Consider the following 14,722-nt stretch of genomic DNA (forward strand, 5'->3'; position numbering starts at 1 on the left):
TTAATGTGACCTAAGGTACTGCATACGTCGTTCGCAGAACAGGAGGGGTTCATGACCGAGCCGCCCGCCCGCAGCATCTGGCTCCGCCCCGAACGTGCCGGACGCGGCCCGGCGCCCACGTTCGACCGCGACGGCATCGCCGCCGCAGGGATCGCCCTGGCCGACGCGGACGGTCTGCCCGCCGTCACGATGCGGGCCGTGGCGGTCGCCCTCGGGGCCGGACCGGCATCCCTCTACCGCTATGTGGCCACCCGTGACGAACTGCTGGAACTGATGATCGACCGGGTCTACGGCGAGATCTCCTACGCCGAGCTCGGCTCCGGACACTGGCTCGACGACCTGCTCGCCCTGGCCTGGCAGAGCAGGGGCGTCTACCTCGCGCACCCATGGCTGCTCGACGCGACCGCGACGAGGACCCCGGTGGGGCCGCACGCGGTCACCTACCTGGAGCACGCCCTGGCCGCGCTGGCCGACCTCGACGTCCGTCCCCGGACCAAGCTGGAGGCCATCGCGATCTTCAATGCCGTCGTCTCCACCCTGACCCGCGCCGAGGTGATCCAGCGTCGCGCCGGGCAGACCATCCCGCAGTGGCAGCAGGCCCAGGCGGAATATCTCACCCAGGTCGCCATGGCGGGCCACCACCCGCACCTCGCCACCGCCCTGACCGGGCAGCCGCCCGAGGCCGAGGATTCGTCGGAATCGCTCTTCGAACGCGTCCTCACCCGCGTGCTCACCGGGCTCCTTCAGCCCGACGACATCGGAGCGACCTCCGTGCACGGTCGCGCGGAGGCAGAGCCACCTGCGGCCGGTCCGGGGGCGAGCGCAGCTCCCTGATGTTTCATCGGGAGGGTCATGCCCGACCTCTCCCCTCCCGCGATGCTCCGCCCCCTCGCAAATGACCATCTGCGAGAGCGGCGACGTGCAATTTCGGCGGCGCCCCGGAAGATACCCGGACTGCGCCTGCGGCCTCTACCCGGCCGTCTCTGCGATCTGACCGGACTTCACACACAACAGCAGCGGGAGTCAACCCCCGAAGGACTTCGAGCCTCGACCACTGAGCAACGCGCCATGCCGCCGACGCGTGCGAGGGCGTGCACGCGACGGACACCCGGCTCAGCCCGCCGGTGCCGGCGCGGGGCGGGGCCGGTCCGCCGGCGCTTCCACCGTGGTGCGCCACCAGCGGCGCGACGCCAGCGCGGCCAGCGCGGCGCCGGCCGCGTTGACCAGTACGTCGTCCACGGAGGACACCCGGTCCAGCCGCAGGACGTACTGGGCGGTCTCGATCAGGGCGGAGCAGCCCGCCCCGAGCGCCAGGACCCGCGGCACGGACGCCAGCGCCGCGAACCGCACCGGGGCGAAGAACCCCAGCGCCGCGAGGACCAGCAGGTTGCCGACGGTCCCGACCGGCCCCATCGTGAGCAGGTCCCGCAGCGGTACCAGGCTCACCCGGCCGGGGACGGTACCGGCCCCGCCGCCCGGCATCATGGTCATCCAGACGAACGGCACCGTCCCGTGGACCATGCCCACCTCGGCCAGCGACGACCGCCACGCCGACGCGGCGCCGGCGGCACGCCGTCGGCGCGCCAGGGCCCACGCCACCAGCACGGCCAACGGCAGCGTGACCAGGGTGACGAACACCACGCCGTTGAACGTGTCGAGGCAGCCGTGCCACCGCCCGGCCAGGCACGTCGGAGCGGACATCATGAGCGGCCGCCGCACGGCGAACAGGGCGCTCGCCACGGCGAGGACCGCCAGGCCGAGGAGCACGGCCCGGCGCGTGCGGCGGGGCGGCGCCGTCAGGGAAGCGTTGTGGTTCACGCCTCCAGGGAAGACGAAGGGCCGTTGCGGTGGCGTATGCGTTTTCCGATACGCCGGCGATACGCGCGTCCCCCGCCACCGGGAAACCGGCGCGAGCCGGCAGCGGAACGCTCCCCCGCCGGTGACCGCACGGCCCGGCCGCCGTGACGAAGGACGAGAGGTCTCAGGGCCGTCAACGCCGCACGACGGCGTCGGCAAGGTGCCGCGGCCCGTGGGGGCCGCGGGCAGCCGGCCGTCGGGCAGTATCCGAAGCCCCACGAGGTCCACCACGCCCACCGACCTCCCTGCCTGGGGATAACGGCGACGTTACTCACACGACTGTGAGTAACAGCCTCACTGATTGTCGCCCACGAACACACTTTGCCCCGTTCTCGACCGACTCCGGTCACGACAGGGAACAGCGGAGGGCAGAAGAGGCAACGGGCAACCCCGCCGAACCCCGATTCTCGAGGCACGCCTCGTGCCAAACTCACTCTCGGACGCGAAGCGCAACGACTCCGTCACGACGGGTGTCCACCCTTGGCCTTCGTGTCGGCCGGTGTACGTCGAACGAGGATTCCCCGTGAGGGCGCACGGCTCTCACACCACTGTTCAAGGGGAGGTTAATGATGAGTACAGCTTTACGTTTCGGCCCGGAACTTCGCCGTCTGCGACAGGAAGCGGGACTTACTCTGACCGAGTTCTCCGTGGCGCTCAACTACGACAAGGGGCACCTCAGCAAGGTCGAGCGCGGGGAGCGTTCCGCGTCTCCGGAGCTGGCCCGGCGGTGCGACGCCTTCCTCGGCGCGAACGGCGAGTTGCAGCGCCTGGTCGTCCGCCCCGAGACCGACTCGGACGTCACCGAAACCCCCGCCACCCCGAGCCTCTGGCTCGTCGGACGCCGGGCGGTCCTCGCGGCGGGTACGGGGTCACTGATCGACATCGGTCTGAAACTCGGTAGTCAGGCGCCCCCTGCCACCGATCCCCTGCTCCCCTCCTTCCGCGCGCAGTTCGACCAGCTACGAAAGCTCGGCCAGTCCACCGCGCCGAAAGTCCTGCTTCCCCTGCTGGAGACGCAGACGCGCATGGTCGCCGGGCTGGCCGCCGACGCCCCGTCCGCTGCTCGGACCCCCGCGCTCCTGCTCGCGTCGAGGTTCGCGGAGTTCACCGGCTGGATGGCCCAGGAGGCCGGGGACAGCGGCGCGGCGCTCGTCTGGACCGGTGAGGCCGCCGAACTGGCGCGCGCGGGAGGCGATCCGCACCTCGGTTCCTACGCGCTCGTGCGACGCGCCCTGGTCACGCTCTACGGCGGGGACGCCGCGAGCACCGTCGCCCTCGCCCGCCGGGCCCAGAGCGACGGACTCCCACCGCGCATCCGGGGACTCGCGGCCCAGCGGGAGGCACAGGGGCACGCGCTCGTCGGCGACGAACGCGCCTGCCTCCGCAGCCTCGACAAGGCGCGGGAGCTGCTCGACAGCGACGACGCCCGCAGCGGCACCGAGCCCGTGATCGGCACCACCCACGTGAGCGATCCGGCGGCGATGACGACCGGCTGGTGCCTGCACGACCTCGGTCGCCCCAAGGCCGCCGCCGAGGTCCTCGACCGGGAGTGCCGCCGCCTCCCGCCACACGCGCTGCGAACCCGTGCCCGGTACGGCTTCCGCAGGTCCTTGGCCCATGCCGCCTCCGGAGAGGTCGAGCACGCGTGCACGATCGCCGGAGAGCTCCTGGGAGTGATGCCGGCCGTGCCCTCGGCGACGGTGAACAGCGACGTCCGTCGTCTCGCGCGGGAGCTCTCCCGGTTCCGGAGCAGCCGGGCCGTACGCGATCTGCAACCGGCGCTGGCACGGGTGCTCGCCCCCGCGCACGACTGACACCGGCTCCACGGCCGGCACCGGCCCGTGCCGCCCGGCTCGCCGGACCACCCGGTCCCTCCGGCCTGCGGATCCCACATTCTCCGGCGGGACCCCCTGATCCCCGCCCGACGCGTCGCACCGCGCCCCCGGCTCCTTCGGTCCGCGCCCGGTGACGCACCGGGCGGCGCACCTCCATCCGTACGCCCTCCCGTGGACGCGCCGTGCCGTCACGCGGTCGGGACCTCATGGCCCGGGTGTGCCGGGCCTCGGAGCCCCGGTCCGCAGCCCCCGCGCCCGTACCCCTTCACCCCGTCTTCCTCTCACGAAGGGAACCTTCATGCCCGACGTCTTCGTCAACTACCGCACGGGCGACGAGGAATCCGCAGCAACCATGATCGCCCGGGAGCTCGCCCGGCGGTTCGGCGGCGAGCGGATCTTCTTCGCCAGCAACTCGATCGAGCCCGGACACCGCTTCCCGGTGGAACTGATCAGGGCGGTGGAGGAGTGCGAGGCGCTCCTCGCCGTGATCGGCCCGCGTTGGGCGGAGGTGCGGGGGGCCGACGGCCGCCCCGCCCTCGAAGCCGAGCAGGACTGGACCCGTCGTGAGATCCAGACCGCGCTCGACCGCGGGATCCTGGTGATCCCCGTGCTCGTCGGAAAAGCCACGCGGATCGACCGCGCCCTCCTCCCGGACGACCTGCGGGAGCTGGCGGACTGCCAGTACAGACGGTTCGACCACCGCAACGCCGAGTCGGACCTGACGGCACTGGGCGACGCCCTCGCCCGGCTGCTGCCCGAGCTGGGCGCGGTGGACCGCGACGCCCGTGCGGCGCGGGAGCGGGCGGAGGCGAAGTCCCGCAAGAAGTCGGCCCGGGACGCCGGGCACACCAGGATGCGGACGCGCGACGTCGAGCAGCGCGTGCGCGGCGGCATCGGAAACCTCAACGGCGACCTGGGCACCTTCGTCAACGAGCCGCAGGGGCCCGTGAACACCGGTCGGGGACACCAGTACAACGCGCCCCACTTCCAGGGCGACAACACCGGCGTCCAGTTCACGGCGGGCGACAACAGCGGTACGGTCCACCAGCGCTTCGAGCGCGAGCACCGGCGCTCGGACGACGGACGATGACCGAGCAGGACCGCGTCACCGTCAACGATCCGCACGGCCCGGTGAACAACGGCGTGGGGCCCCAGTACGTCTTCTACGGCGTCGGCGCGGACTGGTTGATCCGCAAAGGGGTCGAGCCCCTCCGGATCGTCCGCGAGGACCGGGTGCGCCTGGCCGACCGGTTCGCGCCTCCGGCGGGCTACCGCATCGCCGCCGACCGCCTGGAGAAGCCCGGATCGGTGGTGCTGCTGGAGGCTCCGCCCGGCAGCGGCCGCCGTGCCGCGGCGATCATGCTGCTGCACGATCTCGGTGAGGACGGGGGCGCCGACGAGGAGGGAGTCCGGTTCGAGGAGCTTCCCGCCACGGACAAGGACGAGGACCCCCTCGTCCCCGGTGAGGGGGACCGCTTCCTCCTCGACCTCTCCGGGATCACCGACGAGGAGGCGTACGCCAGGGCCCAGCGCCGCCTGGCCGTGCGCCGGTCACAGGTCCAGGAGGCGGGGGCCCACATGGTCGTCGTCCTGCCGTCGGGCATGGAACACGCCCACGCACCGGATCTCGAACCGCACGCGGTGACGCTGGGGCGCCCCCGGGGCATCGCCGTCGTCACCCGACACCTCCGCATGGACCGGATGGTCTTCCGCTCCGCGGACCTGGAGAACACCGACCTCCAGCGCCTGTGCGACCACTCCCCCATGCGGGAACTGGCGCGGCTCGCGGGTCTGGTGAGGGCCGCTCGTGACAGCGGCCGGTTCGGCACCGACTTCGCCGGATGGCTCGACCAGGCGATGCACGCGGTGACCGACCGTGCCGGTGAGGTGGGCCGGCAGGTGGCCGCGGTCCGCACCGCGCCCGAGCGGGCCCTGCTGCTCGCGACGGCGATGTTCGAGGAGGCCCGCGCCGACACCGTCTACGAGGCGTGGCACGGCCTGATGAGGACGGTGAGGCACGAGGAAGAGGCGACGACCGAGCTCGCACGGACGGATTTCGGGGAGCGGCTGGCGGCACTCGGGATCGAGCGGGACCCGGACGGGCGGCTCCGCTTCGAGCGGCTGGCCTACGCCGACGCGGTGCGGACGTACTTCTGGGCGAACTTCCCCGGGGCGCGTGATGACCTCAGGGACTGGATCGGCCATACGGCCGGGCTTCGCGGTCTGACCACCGACGACCGTGTGAACGTGGTCGTCCGCTTCGGTGAGCGGTCCCTGGCCGTCGGGCGGCCCGACCACCTCTTCGACCTCGTGGTCCGCTGGGCGAACAGCGCGACCGGGGTGTCCTGCGAGCCGCGAGCCGTGGCGGCCCTCGAACTCGGCCTCAGCCACGAGAGGTTCGGGGGGTGGTTCCGCAGGCGGATGTACGAGTGCGTGAGGTCCGGCCCCTTGTCGGACGGTCTCGTCCGCGTCCTGACCGCGGCCTGCCTCCAGAGCCTCGGCGCGACGCACCCGGATCAGGCGATGGTGCGGCTCCACTACCTCGCCGTACGGAAGGGGCAAGCGGCGCGCGAGGCCCGGGAGGCGCTCCTCGACCTCGCCGGCCGCGAGCGTCGGCTCTACCGGCTGCTGATCGACCGCCTGCGGAACCGGACGCGTCGGGAGCCGCACGGGGCTGAGCCCCACCTCTCCCTGCTCACAGAGCTGTTGGAGAGCGGCCGGGCACCGGACCCGCCGCCGTGGCCGGACCTGTTCCTGGGTTGGGAGGCGGTTTTCTCCCAGCCGCCGACGGAGCTGTGGAACCCGCTGGTGAAGAGCTGGCTGAACGCCGTGGCGCACGACAACACGCGGGAGATGGCACTGGGCGTGCTGGTCAGGGCGACGCACGGCCACGCGGCCGCCCTCCACCGCCTCTACGCCATCGCCTGCGACTGGGCGGGGACCGCGCGCCGCTCCTCCCGGGCGGCCGTCGCCGCCCTCTTCTGGCAGCACATCGACCACGCGCAGTACGCCCGCACGGAAAGTGCGGGGCGTGCGGGCACCGGACCACGGACCACGGAAGAGGCACGATGAAGCACCGATTTCCCAGCCTGCTGTTCGTCGCTCTCTGCGGCCTCGCACCGGTTGCGCTCGGAAACCTCCTGGACTGGTCGGCGTGGCTGTGGGGCTTCATGTCCATGGTCACGGCCTCGGGCTCCCTGCTGCTCGTGATGACGGTCCTCAGCGGTGGCCACGCGTCGGCCGACCCCTACGAGTCCGGGGAACCCGAGCCGCCTGCCGCGCCGGCGGAGCCGCCGTACCAGGAGACGCGGGTGGTCGACGCGGCGCTGCCGAGCGCGGTGGACGGCTACGACTTCCTCTTCTCCGCCACCGTGTGGTGGTGGCCGGTCCCCGACCACGCCGACCGGTCCGACGGCGCCTTCCCTGCCCTCGCCGTCTCCTCGATCGTCAGCCGGGCCCTGGAGGTCGTCCGTCACGAGGAGCCCGGCCGGGCGAACTTCGCGCGGTACCTCCTGGAAGGGGAACTGGGCGTCCCGCTCCCGGACCGGAGCGGACGGGTGAAAGCCATGGCAGCCGATGTGACGCTGACCCTCGCCCCCGCCGACCGCGAGCGCCTGCGGAAGCTGAACGACCTTCGCAAGGACGAGGAGATCTGGGAGTACGAGCGTCAGCACGAGCGCAACAAGCGGCGCTACCTCGGTGACGACGTGCTCAAGAGCCCGGGCAGCGCGGTGGTGTGGTGGCTCACCCGCCACGAGAACGAGATCGAGAAGGCGGTCGACATGATCGGCCCGCTCGCCCAGATCGCGGCGGCGGCCAACGACGAGGAGGTGCCCGAGCTCTTCCGCCACCTGCTCGTCCCACCCGTGGCCGCGCGGAGCGAAGCGACCGTCGGAGGCCCGCTGTGGGACGGACACGGCCAAGGAGGAGGACCGTTCGACCGCGAGGAGGAGGTGGGGGTTTCGGACCGGCTGCTCCTGTTGCTGACGGCAGTGGGCCTGAAGCCGGACATGGACGCGTACACGGTGTTCGTGCACCGTGTGGTGCGGAGCCTGGAAGCCGCTGGACTGCACGAAGCCGCCGACGAGATCAGGCGGACCCTTCTCCCGGCACCGGACGAGGGCGGGGACGAGGGACCGGAGGGTGGGCCTTCGGGCGAGGGGTACACCGCGGGGCCCTGGTCGCCGGGCTCCCCAGCCCCAGGGGACTCGCCGTTCACCACCGCGACCGCGGACCCGGAGGCCGGGGCGGGCGCGTTCACGCCGGGGGCGGCGGAGAGCGGCACGGGCGAACGGAACCAAGGCTGGTGGGAGACGAGCGAGGACGGTACGGCACCTCCGTACTTCTGGGACGCCTCCCACAGCCCGCACCGGCCCGCCGCACCTCGCGCACGGGACGAGGACGACGAGGCCGGAAACTGATCCGGTAGGCGGTCGGCTCTTCGAGGCTCCCCTTCACCGCACACCGCGGCGGGGGAGCCCTCTCCTGTCCCGAGGCCCGGGCAAGGCCCTCACTCGCCGGGACGCTGCCTCGGGCAAGGGCGGGAAGGGGGAGTGAGCAGGAGACGAACGAGCTCAGGACGCCGAGTGTGAGCCGTCACAGCGACCGGGAACCATCCCACCGGTGTGGCCGATGGAGTCGACCGGACGGTGCTTGTACGGACGATCGCGCCCCTGTGTCACCACACCATCGCCCCGCCCGACCGTTCCCGCTGCCCCATCCCCTGGCACGCAACCGAGCGGTGCAGGTGCGGATGTGTTTCCACGAAGGCACGCGGAGCCGCGAGGAAGCGTGAGCGCAAGCTGTTCGGCCGCCCCGCGTCCCCCTCCCACGGAGCCGCGGCCCACGAACCAGCACGGGAGCCTCACCGGCATCCCCGCACGTTCCCTGCGCGGGAACTGACCGGAGGCCTGACCTCGACAGGCCAGGCCCCTTCGGATCTGTGCGTTCTCCAGGTCGGCGATGCGGTGGCGTGTCGTCCATCAGACGTTGAAGCGGAACTCCACCACGTCGCCGTCCTGCATCACGTAGTCCTTGCCCTCCATGCGGGCCTTGCCGGCGGCGCGGGCCTCGGCGACCGAGCCGGTGGCGACCAGGTCGTCGTAGGAGATGACCTCCGCCTTGATGAAGCCCTTCTGGAAGTCGGTGTGGATGACACCGGCCGCCTCGGGGGCCGTCGCGCCCTTCTTGATCGTCCAGGCGCGGGCCTCCTTCGGGCCGGCCGTGAGGTACGTCTGGAGGCCCAGGGTGTCGAAGCCGACGCGGGCCAGGGTGGCCAGGCCGGGCTCCTCGGCGCCGACGGACTGGAGGAGCTCCATGGCGTCCTCCTCGTCCAGCTCGGCGAGGTCCGCCTCCAGCTTGGCGTTGAGGAAGATCGCCTCGGCCGGGGCGACCAGGGCGCGCTGCTCGTCCTTGAACGCCTCGTCCGTCAGCTCCTCCTCGTCGACGTTGAAGACGTAGAGGAAGGGCTTGGTGGTGAGCAGGTGGAGGTCGTGGAGGAGCTCCGCCTTCTCCGAGCCCTGGACGATGCCGTGGGAGAAGAGGGTGTCGCCGCGCTCCAGGATCTCCTTCGCGGCCTCGACCGCGGCGACCTTCGGCGCCACGTCCTTCTTGATCCGGGACTCCTTCTGGAGGCGCGGCAGGACCTTCTCGATGGTCTGGAGGTCGGCGAGGATCAGCTCGGTGTTGATCGTCTCGATGTCGTCCTTCGGCGAGACCTTGCCGTCGACGTGGACGACGTTCTCGTCCTTGAAGGCGCGGATGACCTGGCAGATCGCGTCCGACTCGCGGATGTTCGCCAGGAACTTGTTGCCCAGGCCCTCGCCCTCGCTCGCGCCGCGCACGATGCCCGCGATGTCGACGAAGTCGACCGTCGCCGGGAGGACGCGCTGCGAACCGAAGATCTCGGCCAGCTTGTCGAGGCGCGCGTCCGGGACGCCGACGACGCCGACGTTGGGCTCGATCGTGGCGAACGGGTAGTTGGCCGCCAGCACGTCGTTCTTGGTCAGGGCGTTGAACAGGGTCGACTTGCCGACATTCGGCAGGCCGACGATTCCGATCGTGAGCGACACGTTGGCGACTTCCCTAGAAGTGTGGATGGTGGGCCGACCCCCCAGTTTACGGGCGTGCCGGCGCCCCCGGCGACGGGCGGGCGGCGACGGGCCCGGGCGGGGTGGTCGGGGAAGGGTCCGGGCGGGGGCGGTCGGGTCGGGACGGTGGACTTCACGTCAAGGTCACCCCAAAGGTGTGTCTCGTACCGGTTTTCGGGCCGCCCCCCGCCTACGTTGTCACCGTGGAGCAGCACAGGAGCAGTTCCCCCCGCCGTCCGAGGCCGCCGCGGCCCGCCCCTCCCCGGGGCGCGGACGCGGAGGGCGTCACCGGGGCGGGCCCGGTGGGCGGGGAGGGCGCGGCCGGTCGGGCCGGCTCGCGGCGAGGCGGCCAGGAGGGTGCACACATGGACGGGCGGTCCGGTGGACGGCGTGGTGGGCGGCTCGATCCTCCGCCGGGAGCGCCGAGCGGGGGACAGCCCGGGGGTCGGTTCGGAGGCCAGCCCGGCGGACGACCGCAGCGGGGCGACGGCCGGCCCGGTCCGCGGGGCGGCAAAGGGCCCGGTCCCCGTGGCACCGGGCGCGGGGGCCGCGGCGTGGATCCGGGCGCGGCCCGGCCCGGGATGCGGGGAGGCGGGGCGTCCGGCGCGGGGGCGCGGGGGCTCGCGGGGCTGTTCGCCTCGGTGCGGCGGCTGCCCAGACCCCGGCTCACCGGGCTCGGCGGGGGTCTCTTCGCGGCCGCCGCCATGCTGCTCGCCGGATGCCTCGACCGGTTGCTGTTCGACGGTTCGCCACTCGTGTACGGGCTGCTGTTCCTGCCCGTCAGCGCGGCGACCGCCCTCTGGGTGCGGGGCGCCGACCTGGTGACGGCGCCCATCAGCGCGCCCATCGCCTTTGCCGTCGGGGTGGTGCCGATCGCCGGCGGGGAGGGCGGGGTCGGCGGCCACACGATGGCCCTGGTGACGGCACTCGCCGTGCACGCGGGGTGGTTGTACGGCGGGACGCTGGTGGCCGGGCTCATCGCCTGCGTGCGGAAGGTACGGCTCATGGGGCGGCGCCAGCGGGCAGCCGCCGCGGCCGCCGCACGGGCCACGGCCCAGCGGCGGCCCTGACGACGGGGCCAGGCGCCCGCACCGACCCTGGAGCACCCCGGCGCCCCGGCACCCGGAGCACCCGGGCGCCCGAGGCAGGGCGGTACCCGGAGCCCCCGATACCTGGGGCGGGGTGGCACCCGGGGCGGTACGTGGAGAGGCGGCCCTGCGGCACCAGGGGGTGGTGCCGCAGGGCCGCCTCAAGGGAGGTGCCGCGGGGCCGCCGGCCCAGCAGCCCTCCTCGCGAGAAGGAGGTCGGACTGCCGGGCCGTGCCTCGGCCACCGGCTGGGCGGCCTTCCTCGCAGGAAGAGGGTCGGACTGCCGGGCCGCACCTCGACCGGCGGGCTGCTGTCGGCCCTCCTCGCAGAAGGGGCGTCAGGATGCCGCGGGGCCGCCGGCTCGGCGGCCTTCCTCGCGGGAAGGGGGTTGGCCCCCCGGGCCGCACCTCGGCCGGCGGGCTGCTGTCGGCCCTCCTCGCGGAAGGGGCGTCAGACGGTGGTGACGACCTCGTCGTACTCCAGGCGCGGGGAGCGCGGGTACCAGGCGTCGTCGCCGGGCTTGCCGATGTTGACGATCATCAGCGGCGTGTGGTCGTCGTCCAGGAACTCCTTCTGGACGGCCGCGAAGTCGAACCCGGTCATCGGGCCGGCCGCGAGGCCCGCCGCGCGGACGCCGACGATGAAGTACGCGGCCTGGAGGGCGGCGTTCATGGTGGCGGCCGACTCGCGGACCGGGCGCTCGGCGAAGAAGGCGTCCTTGGCCTGCGGGAACGCGGGGAACAGCTTCGGCAGTTCCTCGTGGAACTCGTTGTCGGCGGCGAGGATCGCGACGAGCGGGGCGGTCGCGGTCTTGGCCCGGTTGCCCTCGGCCATCAGCGGGACCAGGCGCTCGCGGGCCTCGGTCGAGCGGACGAGGACGATGCGCAGCGGCGTCTGGTTGAACGCGGTCGGGCCGTACTTGACCAGGTCGTAGATCGCCTGGACCTGCTCCTCGGTCACCGGCTCGTCGGTGAACGTGTTGGCGGTGCGGGCCTCGCGGAACAGCAGGTCCTGCGCGGCGGGGTCGAGGGCGAGCGACATGGGGTGGTGCCTTCCGACGTACGGAGTCAGGGGGTGCCGCGCGACGGAGCACCGCGCGATGCCTCCACCGTACGCCGGGGGTAGGTGAAGTTTCAACTAAATGCGGGACGTGGTGCCTCGCCGTGCGGCGCCCGCACCCCCGCGCGGCGCCTATTCCTCCTGGTCGGAGTCCTCCCGCTCCTCCGCGAGCGACGCGTCCAGCCGGGCCCTGGCACCCTCCAGCCAGTGGCGGCAGACCCGCGCCAGCTTCTCGCCGCGCTCCCAGAGGGCCAGCGACTCCTCCAGCGTCGTCCCGCCCGCCTCCAGGCGGCGCACCACGTCGATCAGCTCGTCGCGCGCCTGCTCGTACCCGATCACCGCGCCGCTCTCCGCCACCGCCGTGCCGCTCTCCACCACTGCCGCACCGGCCGTCGCCCCGCCGGCCGCCGCCGCGTCCGCCGTGCCCGTCGTGTCCGCCGCCATGTCCTCCGCCCTCGCCATGTCCTCCACCCTACGGCCGGGGTCCGACACCGCCGCCGTCCACGCGCCGCACCGTGAACTCGCCGGCCGCGACCCGGGCCCTCAGCTCCTCGTCCCCCGCCACCTCGTCCGGCGAGCGCACCACCGAGCCGTCCGGCCGCTGGAGCACCGCGTACCCCCGCTCCAGGGTGGCCGCCGGCGACAGCGCCACCACGCGCGCGTGCGTGTGGGCCAGCTCCGAGTCGGCCCGGTCCAGGAGGTGCCCCAGCACCCGGCGGCTCCGCGCCAGCAACGCCTCAACCTGGGCCTCCCGCTCCTCGACCATCCGCTGCGGCTGCTCCATCACGGGCCGGGCCAGCGCGTGCGCCAGGCCCCGCTCCTCCCGCTCCAGCAGCCCGCGTACGCAGCGCAGCGCGCGGTCCCGCAGCAGGCCCACCCGCTCCAGCTCCTCCCGCACGTCCGGGACGACCTTCTTCGCCGCGTCCGTCGGCGTCGCCGCCCGCAGGTCGGCGACCAGGTCGAGCAGCGGCGAGTCCGGCTCGTGCCCGATCGCGGACACCACGGGCGTGCGGCACGCGGCGACCGCCCGCACCAGCTCCTCGTCGGAGAACGGCAGCAGGTCCTCGACGCTGCCGCCGCCGCGCGCGACGACGATCACGTCGACCCGCTCCAGTGCGTCGAGCTCCCGCACCGCCCGCACCACCTGCGGCACCGCGTGGACGCCCTGCACCGCGACGTTGCGCACCTCGAAGCGGACCGCCGGCCAGCGGCGCCGCGCCACCTCCAGCACGTCCCGCTCCGCGGCCGACGCCCGACCGCACACCAGGCCGATCAACTGCGGCAGGAACGGCAGCGGTCGCTTTCGCTCCGCCGCGAACAGCCCCTCCGCGGCCAGCGACCGCTTCAGCTGCTCCAGCCGGGCCAGCAGCTCCCCGATGCCCACCGGCCGTATCTCCGCGGCCCGCAGGGAGAGCTGGCCGCGCGGCGCGTACCACTCCGGCTTCGCGTGCACCACGACCCGCGCGCCCTCGGTCACGACGTCCGCGACCGCGTCGAACACCTGGCGGTAGCACGTCACGCTCACCGAGACGTCGTGCGACGGGTCGCGCAGCGTCATGAAGACCACCCCGGCGCCCGGCCGCCGCGACAACTGCGTGATCTGGCCCTCCACCCAGACGGCGCCGAGCCGGTCGATCCACCCCCCGATGAGCCGGGACACCTGGCCGACGGGCAGCGGGGCTTCGGCGGACGTAGTCAGTGCCATACGGGGAGCGTACGCGCCGCCGCCGACAACACGCCGCTCCCGCCCTCGGCGGATCTTCGGCCTGATCCGCCCACCCGTACGATGGGGGCATGACTCCTACGCCTCCTGCCCGCCGGGTACTCCTCGCCGCTCCGCGCGGCTACTGCGCGGGCGTGGACCGCGCCGTCATCGCCGTCGAGAAGGCGCTGGAGCAGTACGGCGCGCCGATCTACGTGCGGCACGAGATCGTCCACAACAAGTACGTCGTGCAGACCCTGGAGAAGAAGGGGGCCATCTTCGTCGACGAGACGCACGAGGTGCCCGAGGGCTCCATCGTGATGTTCTCCGCGCACGGCGTCGCCCCGATCGTCCACGAGGAGGCGGCCGAGCGGAAGCTCGCGACGATCGACGCGACGTGCCCGCTGGTCACCAAGGTCCACAAGGAGGCCGTGCGGTTCGCCGGGGAGGACTACGACATCCTCCTCATCGGCCACGAGGGGCACGAGGAGGTCATCGGCACGTCCGGCGAGGCGCCCGACCACATCCAGTTGGTCGACGGCCCCGACGACGTGGCGAAGGTCGAGGTGCGCGACCCGTCGAAGGTCGTCTGGCTGTCGCAGACCACGCTGTCGGTCGACGAGACGATGGAGACGGTCGGCGCGCTGAAGGAGAAGTTCCCGCTGCTGGTCTCGCCGCCGAGCGACGACATCTGCTACGCCACGCAGAACCGCCAGCTCGCCGTGAAGCAGATGGGCGCCGAGTCGGACCTGGTCATCGTCGTCGGCTCGCGCAACTCGTCGAACTCCAAGCGCCTCGTCGAGGTCGCCAAGCTGGCCGGTGCCCGCGAGGCGTACCTGGTCGACTTCGCCGACGAGATCGACGAGGCGTGGCTGGAGGGCGTGTCGACGGTCGGCGTCACCTCCGGCGCGTCGGTGCCCGAGGTGCTGGTCGAGGGCGTCCTGGAGTGGCTGTCGCAGCGCGGCTTCGAGGACGTGGAGATCGTGAAGGCGGCGGAGGAGTCCATCACCTTCTCGCTGCCGAAGGAGCTGCGCCGCGACCTGCGCGCCGAGGCCGCCGCGATGGCGGAGGGCTAGGAGCCGCGTCCTTCCA

At 72.9% G+C, this 14,722-nt stretch carries 12 protein-coding genes; 7 read left to right on the top strand and 5 right to left on the bottom strand.

Going from position 1 to position 14,722, the window contains the following annotated elements:
- Nucleotides 1-51: 51 nt before the first annotated feature.
- Complete coding sequence (locus RND61_RS21815; RefSeq protein WP_315879726.1) at nucleotides 52-834, top strand: TetR/AcrR family transcriptional regulator C-terminal domain-containing protein; 783 nt, start codon at nucleotides 52-54, stop codon at nucleotides 832-834.
- Between the two features lie 279 nt (nucleotides 835-1,113).
- Here RND61_RS21815 and RND61_RS21820 read toward each other — a convergent pair whose 3' ends face one another.
- Nucleotides 1,114-1,818: a VanZ family protein gene (locus RND61_RS21820; protein ID WP_315879727.1), complete on the bottom strand. Its 705-nt coding sequence runs from the start codon at nucleotides 1,816-1,818 to the stop codon at nucleotides 1,114-1,116.
- Nucleotides 1,819-2,426: 608 nt separating this feature from the next.
- On the opposite strand from RND61_RS21820, the gene RND61_RS21825 reads away from it, so the two are divergent.
- The 4 genes from RND61_RS21825 (at nucleotide 2,427) to RND61_RS21840 (ending at nucleotide 8,113) form a co-directional block, all read left to right on the top strand.
- Nucleotides 2,427-3,671: a helix-turn-helix domain-containing protein gene (locus RND61_RS21825; RefSeq protein WP_315879728.1), complete on the top strand. Its 1,245-nt coding sequence runs from the start codon at nucleotides 2,427-2,429 to the stop codon at nucleotides 3,669-3,671.
- 319 nt (nucleotides 3,672-3,990) lie between these two features.
- A complete protein-coding gene (locus tag RND61_RS21830; RefSeq protein WP_315879729.1) occupies nucleotides 3,991-4,782 on the top strand; it encodes a toll/interleukin-1 receptor domain-containing protein in 792 nt (263 codons plus the stop codon).
- Nucleotides 4,779-6,764, top strand: coding sequence for a hypothetical protein (locus RND61_RS21835; protein ID WP_315879730.1), 1,986 nt, complete (start codon nucleotides 4,779-4,781; stop codon nucleotides 6,762-6,764). Before RND61_RS21830 ends, RND61_RS21835 begins: the two co-directional genes overlap by 4 nt.
- A complete protein-coding gene (locus tag RND61_RS21840; RefSeq protein WP_315879731.1) occupies nucleotides 6,761-8,113 on the top strand; it encodes a hypothetical protein in 1,353 nt (450 codons plus the stop codon). Before RND61_RS21835 ends, RND61_RS21840 begins: the two co-directional genes overlap by 4 nt.
- A 561-nt stretch (nucleotides 8,114-8,674) precedes the next feature.
- On the opposite strand, the gene ychF is transcribed toward RND61_RS21840, so the two are convergent.
- Nucleotides 8,675-9,763 carry a redox-regulated ATPase YchF gene (ychF, locus tag RND61_RS21845; RefSeq protein WP_315879732.1) on the bottom strand — a complete coding sequence of 363 codons (1,089 nt, stop codon included), beginning with the start codon at nucleotides 9,761-9,763 and terminating at the stop codon, nucleotides 8,675-8,677.
- A 599-nt stretch (nucleotides 9,764-10,362) separates the two neighbouring features.
- Between ychF and RND61_RS21850 the strand changes: the two genes are divergently transcribed.
- Nucleotides 10,363-10,851 (top strand): DUF6542 domain-containing protein, encoded by a 489-nt coding sequence (locus RND61_RS21850; RefSeq protein WP_315879780.1) that lies wholly within the window; start codon nucleotides 10,363-10,365, stop codon nucleotides 10,849-10,851.
- Nucleotides 10,852-11,319: 468 nt separating this feature from the next.
- Here RND61_RS21850 and RND61_RS21855 read toward each other — a convergent pair whose 3' ends face one another.
- From RND61_RS21855 to xseA, 3 genes are all read right to left on the bottom strand, one after another.
- A complete protein-coding gene (locus tag RND61_RS21855) occupies nucleotides 11,320-11,910 on the bottom strand; it encodes a malonic semialdehyde reductase (RefSeq protein ID WP_315879733.1) in 591 nt (196 codons plus the stop codon).
- 150 nt (nucleotides 11,911-12,060) lie between these two features.
- Nucleotides 12,061-12,306 carry an exodeoxyribonuclease VII small subunit gene (locus RND61_RS21860; protein ID WP_315879781.1) on the bottom strand — a complete coding sequence of 82 codons (246 nt, stop codon included), beginning with the start codon at nucleotides 12,304-12,306 and terminating at the stop codon, nucleotides 12,061-12,063.
- A gap of 94 nt (nucleotides 12,307-12,400) precedes the next feature.
- A complete protein-coding gene (xseA, locus tag RND61_RS21865) occupies nucleotides 12,401-13,633 on the bottom strand; it encodes an exodeoxyribonuclease VII large subunit (protein WP_315879734.1) in 1,233 nt (410 codons plus the stop codon).
- 89 nt (nucleotides 13,634-13,722) lie between these two features.
- Between xseA and RND61_RS21870 the strand changes: the two genes are divergently transcribed.
- Nucleotides 13,723-14,706 (top strand): 4-hydroxy-3-methylbut-2-enyl diphosphate reductase, encoded by a 984-nt coding sequence (locus tag RND61_RS21870; RefSeq protein WP_315879735.1) that lies wholly within the window; start codon nucleotides 13,723-13,725, stop codon nucleotides 14,704-14,706.
- The last annotated feature ends 16 nt before the right edge of the window (nucleotides 14,707-14,722 follow it).

The organism is Streptomyces tamarix, assembly GCF_032423885.1.
Lineage (GTDB): Bacteria > Actinomycetota > Actinomycetes > Streptomycetales > Streptomycetaceae > Streptomyces > Streptomyces tamarix.

Bases quoted from the DNA above. Each gene is read 5' to 3' on its own strand.
- RND61_RS21815 (WP_315879726.1), top strand. From the start codon at position 52: ATGACCGAGCCGCCCGCCCGCAGCATCTGGCTCCGCCCCGAACGTGCC.
- RND61_RS21825 (WP_315879728.1), top strand. From the start codon at position 2,427: ATGAGTACAGCTTTACGTTTCGGCCCGGAACTTCGCCGTCTGCGACAG.
- RND61_RS21830 (WP_315879729.1), top strand. From the start codon at position 3,991: ATGCCCGACGTCTTCGTCAACTACCGCACGGGCGACGAGGAATCCGCA.
- RND61_RS21835 (WP_315879730.1), top strand. From the start codon at position 4,779: ATGACCGAGCAGGACCGCGTCACCGTCAACGATCCGCACGGCCCGGTG.
- RND61_RS21840 (WP_315879731.1), top strand. From the start codon at position 6,761: ATGAAGCACCGATTTCCCAGCCTGCTGTTCGTCGCTCTCTGCGGCCTC.
- RND61_RS21850 (WP_315879780.1), top strand. From the start codon at position 10,363: ATGCGGGGAGGCGGGGCGTCCGGCGCGGGGGCGCGGGGGCTCGCGGGG.
- RND61_RS21855 (WP_315879733.1), bottom strand. From the start codon at position 11,910: ATGTCGCTCGCCCTCGACCCCGCCGCGCAGGACCTGCTGTTCCGCGAG.
- xseA (WP_315879734.1), bottom strand. From the start codon at position 13,633: ATGGCACTGACTACGTCCGCCGAAGCCCCGCTGCCCGTCGGCCAGGTG.
- RND61_RS21870 (WP_315879735.1), top strand. From the start codon at position 13,723: ATGACTCCTACGCCTCCTGCCCGCCGGGTACTCCTCGCCGCTCCGCGC.